The organism is Streptococcus sp. HF-100 (assembly GCF_015594635.1).
GTDB lineage: Bacteria > Bacillota > Bacilli > Lactobacillales > Streptococcaceae > Streptococcus > Streptococcus vaginalis.
Genome location: NZ_JADNQV010000006.1, coordinates 52,012 through 76,194, shown reverse-complemented (window position 1 = coordinate 76,194; position 24,183 = coordinate 52,012). Strand labels below are relative to the sequence as shown.

The 24,183-nt window shown below is 37.7% G+C and carries 19 protein-coding genes and 5 pseudogenes; 22 read left to right on the top strand and 2 right to left on the bottom strand.

Features of this window, described 5'->3' with window-relative positions; translation table 11 throughout:
* The first annotated feature begins 180 nt into the window (after positions 1-180).
* The 4 genes from IYQ23_RS06885 (at position 181) to IYQ23_RS06870 (ending at position 4,297) form a co-directional block, all read left to right on the top strand.
* Entirely contained in the window at positions 181-1,224 is a 1,044-nt protein-coding gene (locus IYQ23_RS06885) for an ATP-binding protein (protein ID WP_195674467.1), read from the top strand.
* Positions 1,225-1,229: 5 nt separating this feature from the next.
* Entirely contained in the window at positions 1,230-3,455 is a 2,226-nt protein-coding gene (locus tag IYQ23_RS06880; protein WP_195674466.1) for a S8 family peptidase, read from the top strand.
* Positions 3,456-3,698: 243 nt separating this feature from the next.
* The gene (locus tag IYQ23_RS06875; protein ID WP_003025724.1) at positions 3,699-3,923 is read left to right on the top strand and encodes a YqgQ family protein; all 225 of its coding nucleotides are present in this window, start codon (positions 3,699-3,701) and stop codon (positions 3,921-3,923) included.
* Entirely contained in the window at positions 3,917-4,297 is a 381-nt protein-coding gene (locus IYQ23_RS06870) for a rhodanese-like domain-containing protein (protein ID WP_022526350.1), read from the top strand. Before IYQ23_RS06875 ends, IYQ23_RS06870 begins: the two co-directional genes overlap by 7 nt.
* 20 nt (positions 4,298-4,317) lie before the next feature.
* Here the strand turns inward: IYQ23_RS06870 and IYQ23_RS06865 are convergent, their stop codons facing one another.
* On the bottom strand, positions 4,318-5,043 hold the full coding sequence (locus IYQ23_RS06865; RefSeq protein ID WP_195674465.1) for a 16S rRNA pseudouridine(516) synthase: 726 nt from the start codon (positions 5,041-5,043) through the stop codon (positions 4,318-4,320).
* A gap of 177 nt (positions 5,044-5,220) precedes the next feature.
* Here IYQ23_RS06865 and typA point away from each other — a divergent pair, with 177 nt between their 5' ends.
* From typA to ileS, 15 genes and pseudogenes are all read left to right on the top strand, one after another.
* Positions 5,221-7,062 carry a translational GTPase TypA gene (gene typA / locus IYQ23_RS06860; RefSeq protein ID WP_003043550.1) on the top strand — a complete coding sequence of 614 codons (1,842 nt, stop codon included), beginning with the start codon at positions 5,221-5,223 and terminating at the stop codon, positions 7,060-7,062.
* Positions 7,063-7,126: 64 nt separating this feature from the next.
* A complete protein-coding gene (locus IYQ23_RS06855; protein ID WP_003025714.1) occupies positions 7,127-7,411 on the top strand; it encodes a DUF3165 family protein in 285 nt (94 codons plus the stop codon).
* Positions 7,412-7,484: 73 nt separating this feature from the next.
* The gene (gene murD, locus IYQ23_RS06850; protein ID WP_195674464.1) at positions 7,485-8,837 is read left to right on the top strand and encodes a UDP-N-acetylmuramoyl-L-alanine--D-glutamate ligase; all 1,353 of its coding nucleotides are present in this window, start codon (positions 7,485-7,487) and stop codon (positions 8,835-8,837) included.
* A 1-nt stretch (position 8,838) separates the two neighbouring features.
* A complete protein-coding gene (locus IYQ23_RS06845) occupies positions 8,839-9,909 on the top strand; it encodes a UDP-N-acetylglucosamine--N-acetylmuramyl-(pentapeptide) pyrophosphoryl-undecaprenol N-acetylglucosamine transferase (protein WP_195674463.1) in 1,071 nt (356 codons plus the stop codon).
* Positions 9,906-10,967 carry a cell division protein FtsQ/DivIB gene (locus IYQ23_RS06840; protein WP_195674462.1) on the top strand — a complete coding sequence of 354 codons (1,062 nt, stop codon included), beginning with the start codon at positions 9,906-9,908 and terminating at the stop codon, positions 10,965-10,967. The genes IYQ23_RS06845 and IYQ23_RS06840 overlap by 4 nt, the downstream gene beginning before the upstream one ends.
* Before the next feature lie 122 nt (positions 10,968-11,089).
* Positions 11,090-12,296: pseudogene (gene ftsA, locus IYQ23_RS06835) on the top strand (cell division protein FtsA); the annotation flags it as partial.
* Positions 12,275-12,475: pseudogene (locus IYQ23_RS09750) on the top strand (cell division protein FtsA C-terminal domain-containing protein); the annotation flags it as partial. The pseudogenes ftsA and IYQ23_RS09750, both read left to right, overlap by 22 nt.
* An 18-nt stretch (positions 12,476-12,493) precedes the next feature.
* Positions 12,494-13,768 (top strand): cell division protein FtsZ, encoded by a 1,275-nt coding sequence (ftsZ, locus tag IYQ23_RS06830; RefSeq protein WP_195674461.1) that lies wholly within the window; start codon positions 12,494-12,496, stop codon positions 13,766-13,768.
* A gap of 1 nt (position 13,769) precedes the next feature.
* The gene (locus IYQ23_RS06825) at positions 13,770-14,441 is read left to right on the top strand and encodes a YggS family pyridoxal phosphate-dependent enzyme (protein ID WP_117644890.1); all 672 of its coding nucleotides are present in this window, start codon (positions 13,770-13,772) and stop codon (positions 14,439-14,441) included.
* A 9-nt stretch (positions 14,442-14,450) separates the two neighbouring features.
* Positions 14,451-14,534, top strand: a pseudogene (locus IYQ23_RS09745) (cell division protein SepF); the annotation flags it as partial.
* Positions 14,535-14,630: 96 nt separating this feature from the next.
* A pseudogene (locus IYQ23_RS06820) lies at positions 14,631-14,996 on the top strand (cell division protein SepF); the annotation flags it as partial.
* A gap of 4 nt (positions 14,997-15,000) precedes the next feature.
* Positions 15,001-15,264 carry a YggT family protein gene (locus IYQ23_RS06815; RefSeq protein ID WP_003025694.1) on the top strand — a complete coding sequence of 88 codons (264 nt, stop codon included), beginning with the start codon at positions 15,001-15,003 and terminating at the stop codon, positions 15,262-15,264.
* 4 nt (positions 15,265-15,268) lie between these two features.
* Positions 15,269-16,060, top strand: a complete 792-nt coding sequence (locus IYQ23_RS06810) for an RNA-binding protein (protein WP_174720999.1) — start codon at positions 15,269-15,271, stop codon at positions 16,058-16,060.
* A 9-nt stretch (positions 16,061-16,069) separates the two neighbouring features.
* Positions 16,070-16,855, top strand: a complete 786-nt coding sequence (locus IYQ23_RS06805; RefSeq protein ID WP_003025689.1) for a DivIVA domain-containing protein — start codon at positions 16,070-16,072, stop codon at positions 16,853-16,855.
* Positions 16,856-17,111: 256 nt separating this feature from the next.
* Positions 17,112-19,904 carry an isoleucine--tRNA ligase gene (ileS, locus tag IYQ23_RS06800; RefSeq protein ID WP_195674460.1) on the top strand — a complete coding sequence of 931 codons (2,793 nt, stop codon included), beginning with the start codon at positions 17,112-17,114 and terminating at the stop codon, positions 19,902-19,904.
* Positions 19,905-20,087: 183 nt separating this feature from the next.
* Here the strand turns inward: ileS and IYQ23_RS06795 are convergent, their stop codons facing one another.
* Complete coding sequence (locus IYQ23_RS06795) at positions 20,088-20,501, bottom strand: MarR family winged helix-turn-helix transcriptional regulator (RefSeq protein WP_174721002.1); 414 nt, start codon at positions 20,499-20,501, stop codon at positions 20,088-20,090.
* A 63-nt stretch (positions 20,502-20,564) separates the two neighbouring features.
* On the opposite strand from IYQ23_RS06795, the pseudogene IYQ23_RS06790 reads away from it, so the two are divergent.
* The 3 genes and pseudogenes from IYQ23_RS06790 (at position 20,565) to IYQ23_RS06780 (ending at position 24,120) form a co-directional block, all read left to right on the top strand.
* Positions 20,565-21,003 (top strand): annotated as a pseudogene (locus tag IYQ23_RS06790) (GNAT family N-acetyltransferase).
* Positions 21,004-21,127: 124 nt separating this feature from the next.
* The gene (locus IYQ23_RS06785; protein ID WP_003028351.1) at positions 21,128-22,252 is read left to right on the top strand and encodes an AI-2E family transporter; all 1,125 of its coding nucleotides are present in this window, start codon (positions 21,128-21,130) and stop codon (positions 22,250-22,252) included.
* A gap of 221 nt (positions 22,253-22,473) precedes the next feature.
* Positions 22,474-24,120, top strand: coding sequence for a phosphoenolpyruvate carboxykinase (ATP) (locus IYQ23_RS06780; protein ID WP_195674459.1), 1,647 nt, complete (start codon positions 22,474-22,476; stop codon positions 24,118-24,120).
* Positions 24,121-24,183 lie beyond the last annotated feature (63 nt).

The window sequence follows — 24,183 nt, the reverse complement described above, 5'->3', positions numbered from 1 at the left end:
CAGACTATCGTTATTTTTGTTTATCCTTTCTTGATTAGATAGCTGAGAAGAGTTAAGGAAACTCAGAAGAAAACAAAATAGTAGTTAATCTGTTAACTATCATATAAAAACATTTTCTTGTCCCAAAAAAGTTGACTTTGTCCCGAATTTTTGTTATGATGTATTTAGGAGGATAGACAGATGAAAAAAAAACAAGTGCTAAACCTTATTAGATATTTTGTCGAGGGGAATACTTCTGGATTTCGAGCAGAAGCGTATGATATAGCTAAGGCGTTTGATAGAGCAGGGGATTATCAGCTTGCAGAATATATTATAGCTATGTTATCTGAAAATAATACATTTATTCCACAGGTCAGTGAAGATAAATTTGAGTCGCTTAGAAAAGTTCAGTTGGCGAATTTTACTCCATTGCCACTTCCAGAAGCAATATCTTCAGATGTTATCGGTATAGTGAATGCTGTACGTCGTAATATAGGTGTAAATAAATTTTTATTTGAAGGGATGCCGGGAACAGGAAAGACAGAAACGGTAAAGCAGGTTGCTCGACTACTACAAAGAGAGTTATACATTGTTGATTTTGAAACTATTATTGATAGCAAATTAGGGCAAACTGCAAAAAACATAGCTAATTTATTTAAAGAGATAAATAGTTTTACGTATCCTGAGCGGACACTTATTTTATTTGACGAAATTGATGCTATTGCATTGAATAGATTAGATAATAATGATTTAAGAGAGATGGGGCGCGCAACCACTTCAATATTAAAGGGTATGGATTCATTACAAGATGGCGTTGTTTTGATCGCGACCACTAACTTATTTAATGCTTTTGATAAAGCCCTAGTCCGTCGTTTTGATGCGGTCATTGACTTTAATCGATATAGTCAACAAGATTTATTAGAGATTGCTGAATCCATGATGTCTTCCATACTGAGCGATTCAAAACATTCAGGTAGAAATGCAAGACTTTTTAAGAAAATCGTTACACTCAACTCTTCAATACCTTATCCAGGAGAACTTAAAAATATCTTGAAGAGTGCATTAGCATTCAGCAGCTTGACAGATAAATTTGATTATCTGCGACGATTATTTTCGTATTTCTATAAGCCCATTGAGAATGTGACTCTGAAAGAATTAAAAGAACTAGGCTTTACTGTAAGAGAAATTGAAATTTTGACAGGGGTGTCTAAGAGTCAAACAGCCAGAGAGTTAAAGGAGAATTAATATAAATGAACGAACTTTTACAATTAAAAGGTCGTTTTGAACAACGACCAAATAATAGCAGACCAGGTGCGCCTAGATTGTTGTCTGATAAGATCGTTACAAGTTCGGAGCTGTTAACATTAAGACAGCAGTTGGATTCACTGAGAAAATATTGGCGAACAGTCACATATTTTGAAGACGCTCTTATAACGATTGTTTATAAGGATATAGTTCCTAAAAGTCGGCGAGCAAAAGAAATACTAAAGAAGAATAGTCGCGTTACTTCAAATGATTTAATTGTTGGAGTACGATATTTCGAAGGGCACAAAACACGACATGCGATTACGTATTATGTTGATGAACATACTATTATTGAAACGTTAAAAAAAATAGATTTGGCAATAGAAATTCTAAATGATGAATTTGCTGGTAAGATTACAACAGAGATAGTTGATTCTATTAATGACAAGATTATCCCCTACCAAAGTTCTAAATTGTCGAAAACAACATTTCTCCAAGTAATTGTGGACGTTAGTTCTATTGAAAAATTCATTAAATTAGAGACAGATATAGATACAGAACAAGCATCAATTGTTAGTGTTTTTAAGACAGAACTGCAAACTTCTGAGCTGCTAAGTAGACTAGGACTAGATATTTCAATCAGTAGAGTAATTGATAATTCGACTATTCTATTAACACCAGATGAGATTGCTTTAATAAAGAGAAAAGCTCCTTATCTAATATCTATGGCAACCGTAGATCTTTCCCAGTTGGATATATTGGACTTTGACGAAGTAGATTCTAGTCAAAAGCTTTCTATTCCAGAACCTTCCAATGAACCCATCGTTGGAGTCATTGACACTTTATTTGATGAACGAGTATATTTTTCCAAATGGGTTGATTATGAGGATAGAGTCGACAGTCAAATTGAACGTAATCCTAGCGACTATGAACATGGTACTGCTATTTCATCTATTATTGTTGATGGAGTTTCTATTAATCCTAATCTTAATGATAATTGCGGACGTTTCAGAGTTAAGCATTTTGGTGTAGCTACAAGCGGACAATTTAGCTCCTTTACTGTTATGAAGCAAATTAAAGAAATAGTTGCTGAGAACAGGGAAATTAAAGTTTGGAATCTATCCCTTGGCTCTGCTCTTGAAATCCATAAAAATTTTATTTCCCCTGAAGCAGCCATATTAGATAAAATTCAATATGAATACGATGTTATATTTATTGTTGCAGGAACAAATAAGTTGTCGACTTCGCCTAATCCTATGTTAATTGGAGCTCCAGCCGATTCGATAAATTCACTTGTTGTTAATGCGGTTAATAAGAATAATGAGCCTGCTTCATACTCGAGAGTAGGTAAAGTTTTATCTTTCTTTAATAAGCCGGATGTGAGTTATTATGGCGGAGATGGAGCGGATAAGGTAAGAGTCTGCCTCCCTCTAGGAGAAGGTTTTGTTACAGGAACTTCCTTTGCGGCACCTTGGATTAGTAGAAAAATTGCCTACTTAATTTATAAAGCAGGACTTAGCAGAGAGGTTGCTAAAGCATTAGTTATTGATTCGTCTATATCCTGGAACACAAATACATCGCCTTCAAATATTATAGGTTACGGTGTTGTCCCTCAGGATATCAATGAAGTTATAAATTCAAAGGATGATGAAATAAAATTTATTTTGTCAGGAGAATCGCTACAGTATGACACCTATAATCACCAATTACCAGTTCCCGTAGTGAATGGACAACATCCGTTTGTCGCTAAAGCTACACTCTGTTATTTTCCAAAATGTACCAGAAATCAGGGAGTCGACTACACTAATACGGAATTAGATATTTACTTTGGAAGAATACTTCCAAATGGTAAAGGAATCAAAACAGTAAATGATAATAAACAAAGTGATAATGTAGCGTTGTATGAAGAAGATGCACGAGAGCAATATCGTAAATGGGATAATATAAAAACAATCGTGGAATATATTAAACCACGAGGACGAGCAAAGAAGGCTTACGATAATGGATTATGGGGAATTAGTCTCAAGACAAAAGAAAGGTTGAATGCTAGAGATGGCGAGAATTTAAATTTTGGAATAGTTGTTACTCTTAAAGAGATTAATGGCGTAAACAGAATTAGTGATTTTATAAATCAATGTTCAATGCGTGGTTGGTTGGTGCAAAGGATTAATATTGAAGAAATGATTCAAGTATACAACATTGCTGAAGAAGAGGTTCAATTCGAAGAGTAGCTAGTGGCAGGAATGTCGGAGAATATTAGCAAATTTTAACTAAATAATTAAAAAAGACAGCTAGTTTAGTTGTCTTTTAGTGTTTATAAAGTGTGTGAACTCAGATTACTATTAAACTGCTAAGTGTCATACTATCTATCGGCGGCTTTTTTGTTGTTTTTGAGCACTTGAAGAATGTTTTACTTACAAAATGAGTTCTTTTCAACCTTGAAATACTCCTAAAATTCTGGTAAAATAAGCCTCATGAAAACACTTTATGATGTGCAGCAATACCTCAAAAGTTTTGGCATTATTATCTATATGGGTAAGCGCTTGTATGATATTGAAATGATGAAAATTGAGTTAGAGAGGATTTATGATGCGGGCTTGATAGAAAGAATGGACTATCTAGAAGCTGAGCGGGTCTTGCGAAAGGAACATCAGTTGGAGTTACAATATTTGAAGAAGAATGAGGAGAAAACATGTTAAACTGGATTTTATTGGCAATTATTGTTGGAACGTTAGGCTGGATGGGCTTTAACTATGTCCGTGTACGTCGTGCGGCTAAGGTAGTAGACAATGCAGAATTTGGTGATATGATTCGTCAAGGTCAGTTAATTGATTTACGAGATCCAGCCGATTTTCGTCGTAAACATATTTTAGGGGCACGAAATATTCCGTCACAGCAATTAAAAACAAGCTTAGGAGCGATTCGTAAGGACAAGACTGTTTTACTATATGAAAATAGTCGTGGACAACGTGTGATGAATGCAGCTATTCTATTAAAAAAACAAGGTTATCAAAATATTTACATCCTCTCTACAGGACTAGATGGATGGAAAGGAAAAATCAAAAGTGAGTAATCCAAGCGGGTTGCTCACTTTTAATAGCTTTTTTCTAGATAGTGCCTCACTATTTCGAGTTCTGCTTGGTTCAATACTCGGTATTCTCCTGTGGCTAAGTTTGGGTTTAATTCAAAATCTCCGAAATGCGTCCGTTTAAGAGAAGTAACTTTGACACCAACAGTTAAAAACATCTTTTTGATTTGGTGAAATTTTCCTTCAGAAATAGTGACAGTAGCACTGCTTTTGTTTGAGCTAGAAGAATGAATTGTAAGAGTAGCTGGTTTACAACTTGTTCCGTCAAGAAAAACGATGCCCTTTTGAAAGGATTGCACTGCTTGGTCGTCTAGGGGACCATTAACTTCAACCTTATATGTTTTTGTGACGTGATATTGAGGATGAAGCAATTGAAAACCGAGCGGACCATTATCAGTAATTAACAGTAGTCCGCAGGTATCTCGATCGAGTCGCCCGACAGAATATAACTTATCATTGAAATCTTCAGGTCTGATGAGATCTAGAATTGTTTGGAATTTGGCATCGGAGTTAGCTGTCACAACGCCAAGTGGTTTATTCATCATAAAATACTGATGAGGCTTGCCCAGAACAGGTTGTTCCTCTATCATAATCGTCTGCAAGCCTGTATCAACATTTTGACTAAGTTTTCGAGCAGGACAGTCATCTACCAAGATTTTCTTTTTTAGGAGAGCTTGCTTCATCTTTTTACGACTAATGTGAGCTTGAGCTAGTAGAACATCTAAACGCATACAGTTTCCTTTGTTTTTTTCTTATCATATCATAATTTTGCAATAAAGAATGTAAATAAATTTGTCGGACATTGATTTTCTAATGAAAACATTTACACCCAGTTTAACTGTGTTTTTTACTGTAATCTGTGGTATAATTGTTCAGTTAGAAATAAAACTTAAGATTTAGAGGATAAAATGACAAAATTAAGAGAAGATATTCGCAATATCGCTATTATCGCTCACGTTGACCACGGGAAAACAACGCTAGTAGACGAATTATTGAAGCAATCACATACTTTGGACGATCGAAAAGAGTTGCAAGAACGCGCAATGGACTCCAACGATCTTGAAAAAGAACGCGGAATTACCATTCTTGCTAAGAATACAGCTGTTGCTTACAACGGTGTTCGTATCAATATCATGGACACTCCAGGACACGCGGACTTCGGTGGAGAAGTTGAGCGGATCATGAAAATGGTGGACGGGGTTGTTCTGGTTGTTGATGCTTATGAAGGAACTATGCCACAAACTCGTTTTGTGTTGAAAAAAGCACTCGAGCAAGATTTGGTGCCGATTGTTGTCGTTAATAAAATTGACAAACCGTCTGCACGCCCTGCAGAAGTGGTGGATGAAGTCTTGGAACTTTTCATTGAGCTGGGTGCAGATGATGACCAATTGGATTTTCCAGTTGTGTATGCTTCTGCTATCAATGGAACGTCTTCCATGTCAGATGATCCTGCTGATCAAGAGCACACTATGGCACCGCTTTTTGATACCATTATTGATCATATTCCAGCACCAGTGGATAACTCAGACGAGCCACTTCAATTCCAAGTTTCTCTTTTAGACTACAATGACTTTGTAGGTCGTATTGGGATTGGTCGCGTTTTCCGCGGGACTGTGAAAGTTGGAGACCAAGTGACACTTTCTAAACTAGACGGTACAACGAAAAACTTCCGTGTCACCAAGCTATTTGGTTTCTTTGGACTAGAACGTCGTGAAATTGACGAAGCCAAAGCAGGTGATTTGATTGCTGTGTCTGGTATGGAAGATATCTTCGTTGGTGAAACGATTACTCCGACAGATGTAGTAGAACCATTGCCAATTCTTCATATTGACGAACCAACGCTGCAAATGACTTTCTTGGTAAACAATTCACCATTTGCCGGTCGTGAAGGGAAATGGGTAACGTCTCGTAAGGTTGAGGAACGCCTGCAAGCGGAATTGCAAACGGATGTCTCACTTCGTGTGGATCCGACTGATTCACCAGATAAATGGATTGTGTCAGGTCGTGGAGAATTGCACTTATCAATCTTAATTGAAACCATGCGCCGTGAAGGCTATGAGTTACAAGTATCGCGCCCAGAAGTTATCGTCAAAGAAATTGACGGTGTGCAATGTGAGCCATTTGAACGTGTGCAAATTGACACCCCAGAAGAATACCAAGGTTCGGTTATCCAAAGTCTTTCTGAGCGCAAGGGTGAAATGTTAGACATGGTGGCTACCGGAAATGGACAAACACGTTTAATTTTCCTTGTGCCTGCACGTGGCTTGATTGGATATTCAACTGAATTCCTATCTATGACGCGTGGTTATGGGATTATGAACCACACTTTTGACCAATATCTACCATTGATTCCAGGTGAGATTGGGGGACGCCGTCGTGGAGCTCTTGTTTCAATTGATACAGGAAAAGCAACGACTTACTCTATCATGTCTATTGAAGAACGTGGAACTATTTTTGTCAATCCAGGTACAGAAGTCTATGAAGGAATGATTATTGGTGAAAATTCACGCGAAAATGACTTGACGGTTAATATTACGAAAGCAAAACAAATGACCAATGTTCGGTCTGCCACGAAAGACCAAACAGCAGTTATTAAAACACCTCGTATCTTGACATTGGAAGAATCTCTTGAATTCTTGAATGATGATGAGTATATGGAAGTCACACCAGAATCTATCCGTTTGCGGAAACAAATTCTTGATAAAAATCAACGTGCTAAAGCTGCTAAAAAGAAAAAATCAGCTGAATAATGAAAGAATGATTTGCTTTGCTGCTAATATATGAAAGAAGTGGATAGGCTAGAAAGGAGCAGAAATGTTTTATTTGATCTTTGGAATTCTCATTCTATTATTTTACATTTTTGCTGCTCCGCAAAGCATTAAAGGGACTTTAAATGTAGTAGTTTTAGTGATTGCTCTAGTCGCTTTTATCATTTTATTAGGATTGGCAGTATTTCAGATTTTTCAATTACCGTCTGAATTTTTCGTAGGAATTGCAATGATTGGCGTAGCTTATTTTTCTCTACGTGATATTTCAAAATTGTCACAAAAAAATAGAAAAGTATCGTTTCGCTCAAAACTTCGTAACAGACAAGAATAAAAAGCCGTAAAGGCTTTTTTATTTTCTGAAAAAAAGGTAAAATAGATACAGAAGAATTAAAAAGAGGCATGTTATGAAGTACATTACAAATTTTGCAAATAAGAAAGTTTTAGTTTTAGGCTTGGCCAAGTCTGGTGAATCCGCTGCTCGTTTATTAGATAAGTTGGGAGCGATTGTCACAGTGAATGACGGAAAGCCATTTGAGGAAAATCCTGCTGCTCAGTCTCTTCTTGAAGAAGGCATCAAAGTAGTAACAGGTGGTCATCCTTTGGAACTCTTGGATGAAGACTTTGAACTAATGGTCAAAAATCCTGGTATTCGTTACGACAACCCTATGGTCAAGAAAGCATTGGAAAAGGAAATCCCAGTCATCACTGAAGTTGAGTTGGCTTATTTGATTTCAGATGCTCCAATTATTGGGATTACGGGCTCTAATGGAAAGACAACAACGACAACAATGATTGCGGAAGTCTTGACTGCAGGTGGTCAAAGTGGTCTACTTTCTGGAAATATTGGTTTTCCAGCCAGTCAAGTTGCAACAACTGCAACCAAAAATGATACTCTAGTCATGGAGTTGTCTTCTTTCCAACTCATGGGTATTGAAACCTTTCACCCAGAGATTGCAGTGATTACCAACTTGATGCCAACTCATATTGATTATCATGGCTCTTTTGAAAATTATGTGGCGGCTAAATGGAACATTCAAAAAAATATGAGCAAATCTGACTTCCTCGTATTGAATTTCAACCAAACATTAGCGAAAGAGCTGGCTGCAAAGACGCAAGCGACCGTTGTACCATTTTCAACGACAGAAAAGGTAGATGGCGCTTACTTAGAGGGAAACATGTTGACCTTCCGTGGAGAGCCTGTTATGGCAGCAGATGAGCTTGGCGTTCCGGGAAGTCATAATGTTGAAAATGCCCTCGCAACTATTGCAGTTGCGAAACTGCGTGGCATTGAAAATCAAGTCATCAAAGAAACTTTGGCAGGTTTTGGCGGTGTTAAACATCGTCTCCAATATGTCGGTGAAATCAACCATGTTAAATTTTATAACGATAGCAAATCCACAAATATTCTTGCAACGCAAAAGGCTTTATCTGGTTTTGACAATAGTAAGGTCATCTTGATTGCTGGTGGACTGGACCGTGGCAATGAATTTGACGAATTGGTGCCAGATATTCAAGAATTGAAGAAAATGGTTATTCTTGGAGAATCTGCAGCACGTGTCAAGAGAGCAGCAGATAAAGCAGGTGTTAGCTATATGGATGCTGCTGATGTGAAAGATGCAACGCAAAAAGCTTTTGCTGAAGCACAAGCAGGTGACATTGTTCTTCTCAGCCCGGCTAATGCTAGCTGGGATATGTATCCAAATTTTGAAGTTCGTGGCGATGAATTTATTGCAACATTTGAAGAATTAAAGGGTTAAGATGAAAAAGATTATATTTACAGGTGGAGGGACGGTTGGTCATGTGACTCTAAACCTTTTGCTCATTCCAAAATTCCTAGAAGCAGGATGGCAAGTCCACTATATTGGTGATAAGCATGGGATTGAATACCAAGAAATCCAGAAGTCGGGGTTGGACATCGCTTTTCATTCTATAGCGACAGGGAAATTACGACGTTACTTTTCTTGGCAAAATATGTTAGATGTATTCAAAGTGGCTTGGGGCATTTTGCAATCTTTAGGAATTATGGTAAAGGTTCGTCCGCAAGCTCTCTTTTCTAAGGGTGGTTTTGTATCGGTTCCTCCTGTTATTGCAGCTCGCTTAGCTGGGATTCCAGTTTATGTACATGAATCAGACCTCTCTATTGGTCTAGCAAATAAAATTGCTTACAAATGTGCGATAAAAATGTATTCTACTTTTGAACAAGCCCATGCGTTGACAAAAATTGAGCATGTGGGAGCTGTGACAAAAGTAGGAGAAAAAACAACTGCTCCAAATGAGCAGATTCAAGCGATTCGGCAGCATTTTGATGAAAACCTTCCGACACTTCTGTTTGTTGGTGGATCAGCGGGAGCAAAGGTTTTTAATGATTTTGTAACGGCAAATAAAGCAGAGCTAACTCAGCATTACAATATTATCAATTTATCAGGCGATGCTAGTTTAGATGAATTATCAAATCATCTGTACCGAATTGCCTATGTGACTGACCTTTATCAACCCTTGATGGATTTGGCGGATGTCGTTGTTACACGTGGCGGCTCTAATACTATTTTTGAATTGTTGGCTATGGCAAAACTCCATGTAATTGTTCCTTTGGGACGCGAAGCAAGTCGCGGCGATCAGATTGAAAATGCGGATTATTTTGTAAAAAAAGGCTATGCTAAAAAATTAGACGAGCCTCAACTGAATTTAGAAAATCTTCAAAAAATGATTGCAGAGTTGCTTGAACAGAAAGCATTTTATGAAGAAAACATGAAACAGTCCCACGAAATAAAATCGTTAGATGAATTTTATAACCTTTTAAAAAATGACATAGATAAAGGAAGAAAATGACAAAAAAGAAGCAAGAGGATCAGAAAGAGCAAGAAACAGAAAAACTTTCTGAGTGGCAAAAAAGAAACAAGGAATACCTTGAAAAAAAGGCTCAAGAAGAAGCTGAAAAAGAGAAAGAACTAGCAGATCAAAAAAAGCAGCATTTGCCAAATTCTGAAAAAGAGAAAGTCGAAAAGAATGATGAAAGTGCAGAAGAAGTGACAGCGGATACTCAAGAGAACGAGTCGGAGGAGGCAGAAAAGCCTACCGAGACAGAAACTTTTGAGGAAGAACAAGATGAACCTCTTGATAAAGCAGCCTTGCGAAAAAAGAAGAAAGCAGAACGCAAACAAGCTAAGCGGGAAGCAAAAGAGACAAGAGAAAAAATCGCTCCTCGCCATATCTACCGTGCTTTGCCAATATTGATTCTAAGTTCTATTTTGTTAATTTTAGCTGTTTATTTTATAAGCCCCTATTCAAAATTAAAGAATATAGAAGTAACGGGCAATAAACAGCTTTCAAAAACAGAGGTGCTGGATGCTTCTAGTATTCAAAAAGAGGATTACACCTTGACGACATATTTAAGTCAAAAGGCACATGCTAGAAATATTAAATTGTCAAGTCTATGGGTGAAAAAAGCAGAGATAAGTTACCAATTTCCAATTACATTTAAAATAAAAGTAACAGAATACACGGTTGTTGCTTATGATTATTCTGGGGAGCAGTATTTCCCAGTATTATCTAGTGGAGAAGAAATTGCTACTCCAGTTAAAAAATCACAGTTGCCAAAAAGTTATATAACACTTGATTTTTCAGATAAAGCAATGCTTAAGAAATTTGTGCAACAATTATCAGGTATTTCTAATACAATCAAATCAGAAATTCAAACGGTTCAGCATACACCGAGTAAAGCGACTGAGGATTTGCTGACAATCACTATGACAGATGGAAATAAAATCTTAGTTCCTTTGTCAGAAGTAGCTAAAAAACTACCTTATTATGAAAAAATTAAACCACAATTGACGGAAACAAGCGTTGTGGATATGGAAGCAGGAATATTTAGTTATAGAAATAGCTAAAATAATGCAGAAAATCTACCCAATTTTTATTTTTTTATGTTATAATATGCTTTGAATAACTATACTTTTGTGATAGTTAAATTGATAAGTGAGAAACTTGGTAGATAGAGAGGAATGGTCTAATGGCTAGAGATGGCTTTTTTACAGGATTAGATATCGGAACAAGCTCCATTAAGGTCTTGGTAGCAGAACACGTAAACAATGAATTAAATGTAATCGGAGTTAGTAATGCAAAAAGTGCTGGCGTAAAAGATGGTATCATTGTAGATATCGAAGCAGCAGCAAGTGCTATAAAATCAGCAATTTCACAAGCAGAAGAAAAAGCAGGAATTTCCATTAAGTTGGTGAACGTTGGTTTGCCTGCTAACCTGTTGCAGATTGAAGCAACGCAAGGTATGATTCCTGTAACAAGCGAAACAAAAGAAATCACAGATGCAGATGTTGAAAATGTTGTGAGATCTGCTTTGACAAAAAGTATGACTCCAGACCGCGAAGTTATTACTTTTATTCCTGAAGAGTTTATTGTAGATGGCTTCCAAGGAATTCGTGATCCTCGTGGAATGATGGGCATTCGTTTAGAAATGCGTGGACTTCTCTACACAGGACCACGTACCATTCTTCACAATTTACGAAAAACAGTTGAGCGTGCAGGAGTTCAAGTTGAAAATATTATCATCTCTCCGCTTGCTATGACCAAATCTGTTCTAAATGAAGGCGAACGTGAATTTGGTGCAACTGTTATTGATATGGGTGGAGGACAGACAACAGTTGCTTCTGTCCGCAATCAAGAATTGCAATTCACTAATATCTATCAAGAAGGTGGCGAATACGTCACAAAAGACATCTCAAAAGTTTTAAAAACTTCTAAAAAACTTGCCGAAAGTTTGAAGTTTAATTACGGAGAGGCTTATGTACCGGCTGCTAGCAATGAGTCATTCCAAGTGGAAGTGATTGGAGAAGTGGAGCCAGTTGAAGTAACAGAGCGCTATTTAGCAGAAATTATTTCAGCACGTGTTAAGCATATCTTTGAACAAATCAAGCAAGATTTAGAAAGAAGACACTTATTAGAACTTCCAGGTGGACTTGTTATTATTGGTGGTGGTGCAATTTTACCAGGTGTGGTGGAATTGGCGCAAGAAGTTTTCGGTGTTCCTGTTAAACTATATGTACCAAATCAAATCGGTATTCGTAATCCAGCTTTTGCTCATGTCATTAGCTTATCAGAATATGCTGGAAATCTATCTGAAGTGGATGTTTTAGCACAAGCTGCCGTTCACGGTGATGAACTTCTGCGTCATCAACCGGTTGAATTTTCTCGTCCGACTCAACAAACTCAGTCGTTCAATCCGTTGCAGCGCTTTACTCAGCCGCAACAAACAACTGTGACTCCGATTGCTGAACCAGCAGAAGAAGTTGAACGTCCCGAACCACTTCCGACACAATCTCAACAACCAAAAGAAAAATTGACAGATCGTGTTCGAAATCTACTTGGCAATATGTTTGATTAAAGGAGAAGGTAATACATTATGACATTTTCATTTGATACAGCTGCGGCACAGGGAGCAGTAATTAAAGTTATTGGTATCGGTGGTGGTGGTGGTAATGCCATTAACCGCATGATTGATGAAGGAGTATCAGGCGTTGAATTTATCGCTGCCAATACAGATGTGCAAGCTCTGAGTGGCTCAAAAGCAGAAACAGTTATTCAGCTTGGACCAAAGTTGACGCGCGGTCTAGGTGCTGGAGGACAGCCTGAAATCGGTCGTAAAGCGGCTGAAGAAAGCGAAGAAGTGTTGACGGAAGCTCTTACGGGAGCTGATATGGTCTTTATTACTGCTGGTATGGGCGGTGGCTCTGGTACAGGTGCTGCACCAGTTATTGCTCGTATTGCAAAAGGTCTTGGTGCCTTAACTGTTGCAGTTGTTACTCGTCCGTTTGGCTTTGAAGGAAGTAAGCGTGGTAACTTTGCGATTGAAGGAATCAATGAACTTCGTGAGCATGTAGATACACTTCTTATCATTTCAAACAATAATTTACTTGAAATTGTTGATAAGAAAACTCCTCTTCTTGAAGCTTTGAGCGAAGCAGACAATGTCCTTCGTCAAGGTGTACAAGGAATCACAGACTTGATTACAAGCCCCGGACTTATTAACCTTGACTTTGCCGATGTAAAAACCGTTATGGAAAATAAAGGTGATGCTCTTATGGGAATCGGTATTGGTAGTGGCGAAGAACGTGTTATTGAAGCTGCACGTAAGGCTATCTATTCACCACTTCTTGAAACAACGATTGATGGAGCTGAAGATGTCATTATCAACGTTACAGGTGGTCTTGATATGACCTTGATTGAAGCAGAAGAAGCATCAGAAATCGTCAATCAAGCAGCAGGTCATGGTGTTAATATTTGGTTAGGTACTTCTATTGACGACAGCATGAAAGATGAAATTCGTGTGACAGTTGTTGCAACGGGTGTTCGTCAAGAAAAAATTGATCGAGTAAGTGGTGTTCGTCCAGTTGCTCAACAAAATTCTTATGCAGCTGGAACTCGTGAAAATCGTAATTCTAGAGGAAGCCAAGGTTATGACCGTAACTTTGATTTGACTGAAAGTCTTGAAATTCCAAAGCCAAGTCGTCAACGGACAGAATCGCCACAGGCTTCAGCATTTGGTGATTGGGATTTGCGTCGTGAAAATATTGTTCGCTCAACAGATGCGAGTGCTGCACCAGCTGTAGAGCGTTATGAAGACACTAGTTCTGATGACGATGAATTAGAAACACCACCTTTCTTTAAAAACCGTTAAAATGGATTTAGAAAAGAATACATATCAAGTTTTGGAAAATGTAGCGCAAGCTACTCAAAAAGCTAATCGCTCAAAAAATTCAGTAGAAGTAATAGCTGTCACCAAATATGTTGACAGCTCTACTGCTAAAGAGCTGGTTAAAGCAGGAATTCATCATATCGGTGAAAATCGAGTTGATAAATTTCTAGAGAAATATCAGGCTCTGAAAGATGAACGTGTAACTTGGCACTTAATTGGTACACTTCAAAGGCGGAAAGTGAAAGACGTCATCAATTATGTTGATTATTTCCATGCCTTAGATTCCGTAAAATTAGCTCAAGAAATCAATAAAAGAGCTGAACATATCATTAAATGCCTTTTACAAGTAAATATTTCCAAAGAAGCCAGTAAACATGGTTTTGCTATAGAGGAAATTGATACTATTTTACCTGAGCTAGAAAAACTTGAAAACATCCAGATTGTAGGTTTGATGACAATGGCACCGATTGAAGCAGATGAAGCGGAATTAAATGTCATTTTCCAACAAGCCTATCAATTACAGCAAAGATTACAACGTAAACAGTTACCTAATATGCCTTTTACTGATTTAAGTATGGGAATGAGCCGTGATTATGCAATAGCTATTGCAAATGGTTCGACTTTTGTCAGAATTGGTACCGCATTTTTTAAATAGGAAAGTATTATGTCTCTTAAAGATAGATTTGATAAATTCATTGATTATTTTACGGAAGATGGTGAAGATGCTGGCGTTCAAACGCCTGAGCTACCACCACGTGCGAGTAGTCAATCTGTAACACCTACTAAAGAAAGAACAGTACATACAGTGAGTAGTTCTGCACAATCTTCTACAAGGTCAGGAGCAAATGAGAATATCACTCGTCTTCATGCGCGCCAGCAAGAATTGGCACAACACCGCACGATTTCAGATGACAAAGTGACCATCAATGTTCGTTACCCAAAAAAATATGAAGAAACAACTGAAATTGTTGATTTGTTAATTGTTAATGAAAGTATTTTGATTGATTTTCAATATATGACAGAAGTGCAAGCTCGTCGTTGTTTGGACTATTTGGATGGTGCGCGTTATGTGCTTGCTGGGAACATAAAAAAAGTTGCGAGTACAATGTACCTTTTAACACCAATCAATGTTATTGTAAATGTTGAGGATTTAAAATTACCTGATGATTTGCAAAGTGGCGAATTTGATTTTGATATGAAACGTAGATAAAAACATGGTTTGGATTGTAAATATACTTTATAATTTGGTAAGAGTGTATTCATTTATTTTAGTGGTGTATGCTCTCTTATCTTGGTTTCCGGGTGCCTATCAAACATCACTTGGTCAGTTGATTCTGCGGATAGTAGAGCCTGTTTTAAAACCATTTCAACGTTTCAACCTACAATTTGCTGGGATTGATTGGACGGTTCTTGTTGTTATCTTTCTTCTGAATTTTGTTTCTGGCATCATTTTGAATGCCCTTTTGCTTTTAGCTTAAATTCATGAAGAATAGCAAACATTTATATCAACATTTTGCAGAAGAAGATCGTGAATTTGTTGATAAAGGTTTAGAACAGATGCAGCGAGTTGAAGATTCTTATTCTTTTGAAGTGACTTCGTTTGTAAATCCACATCAAGTTGAAGTTTTGCGAAATCTTGGGAATCATTTGCAATTGCAAATATTTTCAAGTTCGGATTATTATACGAGTGAATTTGCTAAAGTCATTATTGCTCCTCTCTACTATGAGTTGCAATTAAGTGATTTTGAAATGGAGTTGTTAGAAATTAGCTATGCGAATAAATTTCACCACTTAACCCATTCGCAAATAATGGGAACGTTATTGAATCAATTAGGGATTGAACGTAAAGTTTTTGGTGATATTCTTGTAGCTTCAGGTAGAGCACAAATTATGGTAGATAAGAAATTTACTCAATTTTTCATCGATCATATCTCAAGGATAGCAAAGATACCTGTAAAATTAAAGCAAGTAGATTTTTCACAACAAATTATCGCTCAAACTGATTCAAAACTAAGAGATGTGCTTGTCTCTAGTATGCGTTTGGATAAAGTGGTAGCTGCCTCATTTCATTTGTCACGAAGCATTGCCGCTCGGCTGATAGCAACAAAGCAAGTTAAGGTAAACTATTCCATGCTGGATAATCCCAGTCATCATTTGTTATTGAATGACTTAATTAGTGTACGAGGATATGGGAGAGTAAAAGTTTTAAGAGAAAATGGCTTTTCAAAAAATGGGAAATATAAGTTAACTGTTGAATTATTGTCTAGTAAGTAAGGAGAAAATATGGCTATTACATCGTTAGAAATTAAAGATAAAGCTTTTGCTCACAAATTTAGAGGATATGATGTTGATGAAGTAGATGAATTTCTTGATATCATTGTCCAAGATTACGAAGATTTAGTTCGTGTCAATCATGAGCAAGAGTCAAAAATTAAAAATCTGGAAGAACGTTTGACCTATTTTGACGAGATGAAGGATTCCCTTAGCCAATCTGTATTGATTGCACAAGATACGGCAGAACGTGTAAAACAAGCGGCAAATGACCGTTCTGAAAACATTGTTCATAAGGCTGAGCAAGAAGCCCAACATTTGTTGGATGAGGCAAAATACAAGGCTAATGAAATTCTTCGTCAAGCAACAGACAATGCTAAGAAAGTGGCTGTTGAAACAGAAGAGTTGAAAAATAAAACGCGTGTTTTCCACCAACGTTTAAAATCAACCATTGAAAGTCAATTAAGCATTGTGAATTCTTCAGAATGGGAAGATATTCTTCGCCCAACAGCTACTTACTTGCAGACTAGTGATGAAGCCTTTAAAGAAGTTGTTCAGTCTGCTTTGGGTGAAGTCGTAACGACTCCAGAAGAAGATGAAGTGGATGTGACGCGTCAGTTCTCTCCAGAGGAAATGGAAGAATTACAAAGACGCATTGAAGAAGCAAATCGTGAATTAGCCGAAACACAAGCGTTTGAAACATTAGATGAGTCTGTCTTAGGATTAAATCTGACAAATGCTGAGACTTCAACAGATAACTCAGAAGCTACTTCAACAGAATCTGTAGATATTTTATAAGAGAATGTAAAAACAAGATGCTAACAAAATATTCGCAGCGAGCAGGTGACGGTGAGAGACCTGTAATTCCTTTTGTTAGGATTATCATTTTGCAAACTTAAATCTGAAAACAGTAAGATTTAACGCTTAACTCACGTTACGAGTAAGAGGGATAGGAATCTCATTCTTATCTAAATGAAGGTGGTACCACGAATTTTCGTCCTTTTGATGAATTTGTGGTTTTTTTAGTTGTTACTAATATGAAAAAGGAGAACTTATGAAATTAAAAGAAACTCTTAATCTTGGAAAAACAGCTTTTCCAATGCGTGCTGGTTTGCCGAATAAAGAACCTCTTTGGCAAAAAGAATGGGAAGATGCAAAATTGTATCAACGCCGTCAAGAATTGAATGAAGGAAAACCGCACTTCACACTTCACGACGGGCCTCCGTATGCTAATGGAAATATTCACGTTGGTCATGCCATGAATAAGATTTCAAAAGATATTATTGTGCGTTCAAAATCGATGTCTGGCTACTATGCACCTTACATTCCAGGTTGGGATACTCATGGTCTTCCAATTGAGCAAGTCCTAGCGAAGCAAGGTGTGAAACGCAAAGAAATGGATTTGGCAGAGTATTTAAAACTTTGTCGCGATTATGCACTGAGTCAAGTAGACAAGCAACGGGAAGATTTCAAACGCTTAGGTGTTTCTGGTGATTGGGAGCATCCGTATGTGACGTTGACTCCGGATTATGAAGCTGCTCAAATTCGCGTATTTGGAGAAATGGCGAAAAAAGGCTATATCTACCGAGGTGCGAAGCCGGTTTATTGGTCATGGTCATCTGAATCAGCTCTTGCAGAGGCAGAAATTGAGTATCATGATTTGGTTTCAACCTCTCTTTACTATGCAAATAAGGTAAAAGACGGCAAAAATGTGCTAGATACAGATACTTATATTGTAGTTTGGACGACAACACCATTTACTATTACGGCTTCTCGCGGTTTGACAGTAGGTGCTGACTTTGATTATGTTGTGGTAAAACCAGCTGGGGAAAGCCGTAAATTTGTTGTTGCTGCTGACTTGCTCAATAGCTTGTCTGAAAAATTTGGCTGGGAAGATGTGGAGGTCTTGGCAACTCATCGCGGTGCTGAACTGAACCATATCGTGACAGAGCACCCGTGGGATGAGAAAGTAGATGAACTGGTGATTCTTGGTGACCACGTTACACTAGATTCAGGTACAGGGATTGTCCATACAGCTCCTGGTTTTGGTGAGGACGACTACAATGTTGGAGTTGCAAATGGCTTAGAAGTAGCCGTTACAGTCAATGAACGTGGTATCATGATGGAAAATGCTGGCCCAGATTTTGCAGGGCAATTTTATGACAAGGTAGTTCCTACAGTAATTGAAAAGTTAGGTCAACTTCTCCTTGCGCAAGAAGAAATTTCTCACTCCTACCCATTTGACTGGCGGACGAAAAAGCCAATTATTTGGCGTGCGGTACCGCAATGGTTTGCTTCAGTTTCAAAATTCCGTCAGGAAATTCTTGATGAGATTGAAAAAGTGAAGTTCCACTCTGAATGGGGTAAAGTTCGTCTTTACAATATGATCCGTGACCGTGGAGATTGGGTCATTTCGCGTCAGCGGGCTTGGGGAGTGCCACTTCCAATCTTCTATGCGGAGGACGGCACACCAATTATGACAGAGCAAACAATTGAGCATGTGGCTGAGCTCTTTGCGGAACATGGCTCTATCATTTGGTGGCAACGAGAAGCGAAAGATTTGCTTCCAGAAGGATTTACTCATCCAGGGTCACCAAATGGTACATTCACTAAAGAAACGGACATCATGGACGTGTGGTTTGATTCTGGTTCTTCTTGGAATGGTGTGGTGGTCAATCGTCCTGAATTGACTTATCCTGCTGACCTTTATCTTGAAGGGTCAGACCAGTATCGTGGTTGGTTCAACTCATCGCTTATCACATCGGTTGCCAACCATGGTGTAGCTCCTTATAAACAAATTCTTTCACAAGGGTTTGCTTTGGACGGTAAAGGCGAGAAAATGTCGAAGTCTCTCGGCAACACGATTGCTCCAAGTGATGTTGAAAAACAATTTGGTGCGGAAATCTTGCGGCTTTGGGTGACGAGTGTGGATTCTAGCAACGATGTGCGTATCTCTATGGATATTCTTGGTCAAGTGTCTGAAACCTACCGAAAAATCCGTAACACCTTGCGCTTCTTGATTGCCAATACCTCTGATTTTAATCCAAAAGAAGACGCTGTTGCTTATGATGACCTTCGCTCTGTTGATAAGTATATGACCGTTCGATTTAATCAACTTGTCAAGACGATTCGTGAGGCTTATGCCAACTTTGAATTTTTAGATATTTACAAAGCGATTGTAAACTTCGTGACAGTTGATTTATCAGCTTTCTATCTTGATTTTGCAAAAGATGTTGTCTATATTGAAGCAGCTAAATCATTGGAACGCCGTCAAATGCAGACCGTCTTTTATGATATTTTAGTAAAAATTACAAAATTGTTGACCCCAATTCTTCCACATACAGCAGAAGAAATCTGGTCTTACTTAGAACATGAGCCAGAAGAATTTGTTCAATTAGCGGAATTGCCAGATGCGTTGACTTTCCCTAATGAGGAAGAACTGTTAGATACTTGGACAGCCTTTATGAACTTCCGTAGTCAAGCGCAAAAAGCTTTGGAAGAAGCACGTAACAAAAAAGTGATTGGAAAATCCTTGGAAGCTCACTTGACTGTTTATCCAAATGAAGTCGTGAGAATGCTACTTGAAGCGGTTAATAGCGACGTTGCGCAACTTCTCATTGTCTCTAAATTAACAATCGCAGACGGGGAAGCTCCTGAAAGTGCTATTGCTTTCGAGGATGTAGTTTTTACAGTTGAGCATGCAGAAGGACAAGTTTGTGAACGTTGCCGTCGGGTAGATGAAACAGTCAAAGAACGTAGCTATCATGCAATTGTTTGTGACCACTGTGCAGAAATCGTTGAAGAACATTTTGCGCAAGCAGTTACAGAAGGATTTGAAACAAAATAATCAAAAGGGAGTGGGACAAAAATCGGTAATTTCGGAGAAATTTGATTTTGTCGTCCCACCCACTCAACCACTGCGGCTTGCAAGAAACTCATAAAAATCTGACGAGGTTAAGGACTTTTGTCCCAGCCTCGTCATTTTTTAATTCCAAAGTTGCAAATGCAACTAATGTATGTTATGCTGATTTTATTGAGAATTTTCTATTTTATTGAGAATGGCTTCTAGTTGAAAGAGCTCGGAAGATGTCAGATTTTTCATAACAGACTGAATATAGATTGTTTCAAATCCAATCAATCGGTCGTAGATTTGCAAAGCCTTCGTCGTAGGGAAAAGCTCTTTAAATTTCTTATTTTTAGAGTTGACTTTCTTTGTGATAAATCCTTTGTCCTCTAGTTTTCTAAGGGAGCGACTAAGTGTTGTTTTATCAATTTTTACCATATGAGAAAGTTGAGATTGATTCAGTCCTTCATGCTCAACAATGCGGATAAGGATAAGAAAGAGATTATTATCTAGGTTGTATTGGCTGGCTTCATGATTCATATTCATCATGGCTTGGCGAGAAATTATGCCCATTTGACGAAAGAGATGACGATAGTCCATAAAAGGCTCCTCTTATAGTTGCATTTACAATTATTATATAATAAAGAAGAAGGGAAAACAAGTATGTGGTATAAAAAAGGCATTTGAGGAATTAACCACCTTGGAATTTTATAAATGCTTGAAATTACGTTTGGAAACATTTGTCGTAGAGCAAAATAGTGTTTATAATGATTTGGACGAGCACGATTTAGAAGCGATCCATATTTTTCATGAAAATGAAGCCGGCGAGGTAGACGCTTATGCGAGAGTATTTGAAACGGGTACTACTATTCATTTTGGACGTGTCGTAACAGCGGCTTCTACTCGCGGTTAAGGGCTTGGTCGTAAGTTGGTCCAAGCTATTATGGAGACTTGTGCTGAAAAATGGCCTGAAAAAGAGATTCACATAGAGGCGCAAGAGCAGGTGGTGGGCTTGTATGAGAAATTTGGATTTGAAGCTGTTAGTGAACCCTTCATCTTAGAATCACGAGTACATGTGAAAATGGTTTACAAACGAAAATAAATGGAAAAATAAGTTTTGATAGTGGGAAACGAAAGAGTCTGTTCCTAAAATAATTTAAGCCATTTTAAGAAAAGCACTCTATTTTAGTGGAAAATATGATAGAATAGCTGATAGGAGGAACAGTATGTTTCATAAAAGTAAGTTATTTTTTTGGACAACAGAAGTCTTACTACTAACCATTATCTTTTTTATCTGGCGGCAAATGGACGGCCTGATCTCCCCTTTTGTGAGCGTTTTAAATACGGTTTTAATTCCTTTTCTAATTGCGGGATTTTTGTACTATGTGACGAATCCTTTAGTGAAATTCCTGGAGAAAGAGCTGAAAATTAAGAGGATTTTTGGAATTTTGATTACCTTGGTTCTCTTGTTTGGGATTATTGCTCTGGGCATTATTTATCTGCTACCTATTTTGATTACGCAGTTGACAAGTTTGATTTCTTCTAGTCAAAATGTTTATGGAGAATTGCAAAATTGGATCAACCAGTTATCGCAGCACTCCCTCTTTAAAAATCTGAATATCCAGTCTATTATTAAGCAGTTAAATTTGTCTTATGTGGATATTTTGCAAAATATTTTAAATAGTGTCACCAATAGTCTGGGGAGTGTCGTTTCGGCAGTAGTGAATACATTTTTGATTCTCATCATGACACCGATCTTTTTGGTCTATTTCTTGATTGACGGGGATAAATTACTGCCCATGTTGGAAAGAACTGTTTTGAAGCGGGATAAGCTCAACATCACGAAATTATTGACCAATCTTAATGCAACGATTGCTCGGTATATTAGTGGGATTTCGATTGATGCGTTTATTATTGGAACGTTGGCTTTCATTGGCTATAGTGTTATTGGTCTGAAATATGCTTTGATATTTGCTATTTTTTCTATGATTGCTAATCTTATTCCTTATGTGGGTCCAAGCATTGGGTTGATTCCGATGATTATCACTTATCTGATTGCTGATCCGAAAAAAATGGTGATTGCAGTTATATATATGTTGATTGTGCAGCAAATTGACGGAAATATTCTCTATCCACGGATTGTAGGTGGCGTGATGAAGGTGCATCCAATTACCATTATGGTTCTCTTGCTTTTGTCAAGTAATATTTATGGGATTGTTGGGATGATTGTAGCGATTCCGATTTATTCTATTTTGAAAGAAATTGCAAAATTCCTAGCGAATTTATATGATAATCATCGAGCTGCACAGGAGCAAAAGAAAAATGAGGAGTACGGAATTATTAATAAATAAGAGCAGGACGCTGAATAATTTCAAAGTCTGAAAGATGAATAGACATTCAGAAGGACTATGTCTTAATGTTTTAGAATGATGAATATAGGGAAGTGGAAGCAAACTAAATGCAACAAAAATTTAGTTTGGAATTCCACTCCTTTTTTTCTAATACGTTTTATTAAAACCATAAGTGTATTTTTATGCTAAAATAGAACTAATAAGATAGAGGAGGTACACTTATGGTAACACGTCGTAAATATTCTCCGCAGGAAATAAGAAAAGATTCTTCTTATTTTTCTCCCTTGAAGGCGATAATTGAAACAGCTTTTTATGAAAATCAGGTTGTTGCAATAAAAACAGTGGAAGAAGCCTATCAATTGGCTTCCGCAGCTGCTGGAACAGTTGTCCTAGATATGCCTGTCATTCATACAAAGGAATTGGGCTTGCCTTCTTATGCTCGCGTTTTATTAACGAATTCTGGAGCAGTCGTTGGTCGAACGGCTAAAGCTCGACGGATTTTTGGTAGGGACAGTGAGGAAGATGAGAAGTTGCTTTCGATAGTACGCAGTGCAATTTATCAGGCTCATCATCGAAAATTTTATAAGGCAGATGCAGTTGTAGGACTTGATGAAGCCTTCATGGCTTGTGCTCATCTTATGGTTCCTGAGGATGAAATTAACAACCTGTATTCGTGGCTTTTAAATTTCCAAATTTTGGATGAAGAGTTTAAAAATCGTTTGAGAGTTTCTAAAAAGTACGATGAAAATGATATATTTGTCTTTTTTGACCCCAAATGGAAGCATCCAGATTATCCTGAAGGGTTGGTTTATTTTGATACTCAGCACAATTGTGTCATTATTTTGGGCTTAAATTACTTTGGTGAGTTAAAAAAAGCAACCTTAACCTTAGCTTGGGCAACAGCTGCCAGAAATGGTTATGTGGCGTGTCATGGCGGCTTGAAAATTTTTAAACAAGAAGCGGATAAACAAGATTATGTAGCTTCTTTCTTTGGTTTATCTGGCTCAGGAAAATCCACGCTGACACATGCAAAACATAATGGAAAATATGATATTAAGGTTTTGCATGATGACGCCTTTATTATTTCTGTCAAAGATGGCTCTTCCATTGCTTTGGAACCGTCCTATTTTGATAAAACAAATGACTATTCCATTGGGCATAGGGAGCAGGACTTTTTTGTAACAGTTCAGAATTGTGGTGTGACACTGGATGACAATGGATTAAAAAAATTAGTGACAGAGGACATTCGAAATGGAAATGGTCGGACAGTCAAGTCTCGCTTTGCAACACCAAATCGGGTCGATCGAATTGATGAGTCGATTCAAGCCATTTTCTGGATTATGAAAGATGATTCTCTCCCACCGTTAGTCAAAATCAACGATCCGCTGATGGCTTCTACGATGGGCTGTACTTTGATGACCAAGCGTTCCAATGCTGAAAATGTGATTGGCAAGCATGATGATTTGGTGATTGAACCTTATGCCAATCCATTTAGAGTGTATCCCTTGGTGGAAGATTATCGGAAATTCCGTAGTCTCTTTGAATCTGGTGTCGACTGCTATATCATCAATACTGGATTTTATATGGGCAGGGGAATTTCAAAAGAGGTCAGTCTGAGTATTATTGAAAAAATTGTTGATGAAGAAGCAGATTTTAAACCATTTGGACCGTTGGAAGGATTCGAATACATGGAATGTGAAGGCTATCCTATTCCAAATTTTGATGCTCGCTACAAACAATTACTTAGAGAAAGAATGCAAGTACGGCTGAACTTCTTGCTTGCCTTTAATCAAAAATACCCTAAAACGGCACTTCCTGTTGATGCAATTTCACGCTTGGAAACAGTTCTGCAAAATTTAGAAGCCTAAACAATCGATTTTCTTCTTTGCAATCTTCCTTCAAACTTTCTTTTTAACACTCCCTGTGCAAGA

Excerpts from the sequence above, each read along its gene's own strand:
- IYQ23_RS06885 (WP_195674467.1), top strand. The coding sequence starts at position 181 with ATGAAAAAAAAACAAGTGCTAAACCTTATTAGATATTTTGTCGAGGGG.
- IYQ23_RS06880 (WP_195674466.1), top strand. The coding sequence starts at position 1,230 with ATGAACGAACTTTTACAATTAAAAGGTCGTTTTGAACAACGACCAAAT.
- IYQ23_RS06875 (WP_003025724.1), top strand. The coding sequence starts at position 3,699 with ATGAAAACACTTTATGATGTGCAGCAATACCTCAAAAGTTTTGGCATT.
- IYQ23_RS06870 (WP_022526350.1), top strand. The coding sequence starts at position 3,917 with ATGTTAAACTGGATTTTATTGGCAATTATTGTTGGAACGTTAGGCTGG.
- IYQ23_RS06865 (WP_195674465.1), bottom strand. The coding sequence starts at position 5,043 with ATGCGTTTAGATGTTCTACTAGCTCAAGCTCACATTAGTCGTAAAAAG.
- typA (WP_003043550.1), top strand. The coding sequence starts at position 5,221 with ATGACAAAATTAAGAGAAGATATTCGCAATATCGCTATTATCGCTCAC.
- IYQ23_RS06855 (WP_003025714.1), top strand. The coding sequence starts at position 7,127 with ATGTTTTATTTGATCTTTGGAATTCTCATTCTATTATTTTACATTTTT.
- murD (WP_195674464.1), top strand. The coding sequence starts at position 7,485 with ATGAAGTACATTACAAATTTTGCAAATAAGAAAGTTTTAGTTTTAGGC.
- IYQ23_RS06845 (WP_195674463.1), top strand. The coding sequence starts at position 8,839 with ATGAAAAAGATTATATTTACAGGTGGAGGGACGGTTGGTCATGTGACT.
- IYQ23_RS06840 (WP_195674462.1), top strand. The coding sequence starts at position 9,906 with ATGACAAAAAAGAAGCAAGAGGATCAGAAAGAGCAAGAAACAGAAAAA.
- ftsZ (WP_195674461.1), top strand. The coding sequence starts at position 12,494 with ATGACATTTTCATTTGATACAGCTGCGGCACAGGGAGCAGTAATTAAA.
- IYQ23_RS06825 (WP_117644890.1), top strand. The coding sequence starts at position 13,770 with ATGGATTTAGAAAAGAATACATATCAAGTTTTGGAAAATGTAGCGCAA.
- IYQ23_RS06815 (WP_003025694.1), top strand. The coding sequence starts at position 15,001 with ATGGTTTGGATTGTAAATATACTTTATAATTTGGTAAGAGTGTATTCA.
- IYQ23_RS06810 (WP_174720999.1), top strand. The coding sequence starts at position 15,269 with ATGAAGAATAGCAAACATTTATATCAACATTTTGCAGAAGAAGATCGT.
- IYQ23_RS06805 (WP_003025689.1), top strand. The coding sequence starts at position 16,070 with ATGGCTATTACATCGTTAGAAATTAAAGATAAAGCTTTTGCTCACAAA.
- ileS (WP_195674460.1), top strand. The coding sequence starts at position 17,112 with ATGAAATTAAAAGAAACTCTTAATCTTGGAAAAACAGCTTTTCCAATG.
- IYQ23_RS06795 (WP_174721002.1), bottom strand. The coding sequence starts at position 20,501 with ATGGACTATCGTCATCTCTTTCGTCAAATGGGCATAATTTCTCGCCAA.
- IYQ23_RS06785 (WP_003028351.1), top strand. The coding sequence starts at position 21,128 with ATGTTTCATAAAAGTAAGTTATTTTTTTGGACAACAGAAGTCTTACTA.
- IYQ23_RS06780 (WP_195674459.1), top strand. The coding sequence starts at position 22,474 with ATGGTAACACGTCGTAAATATTCTCCGCAGGAAATAAGAAAAGATTCT.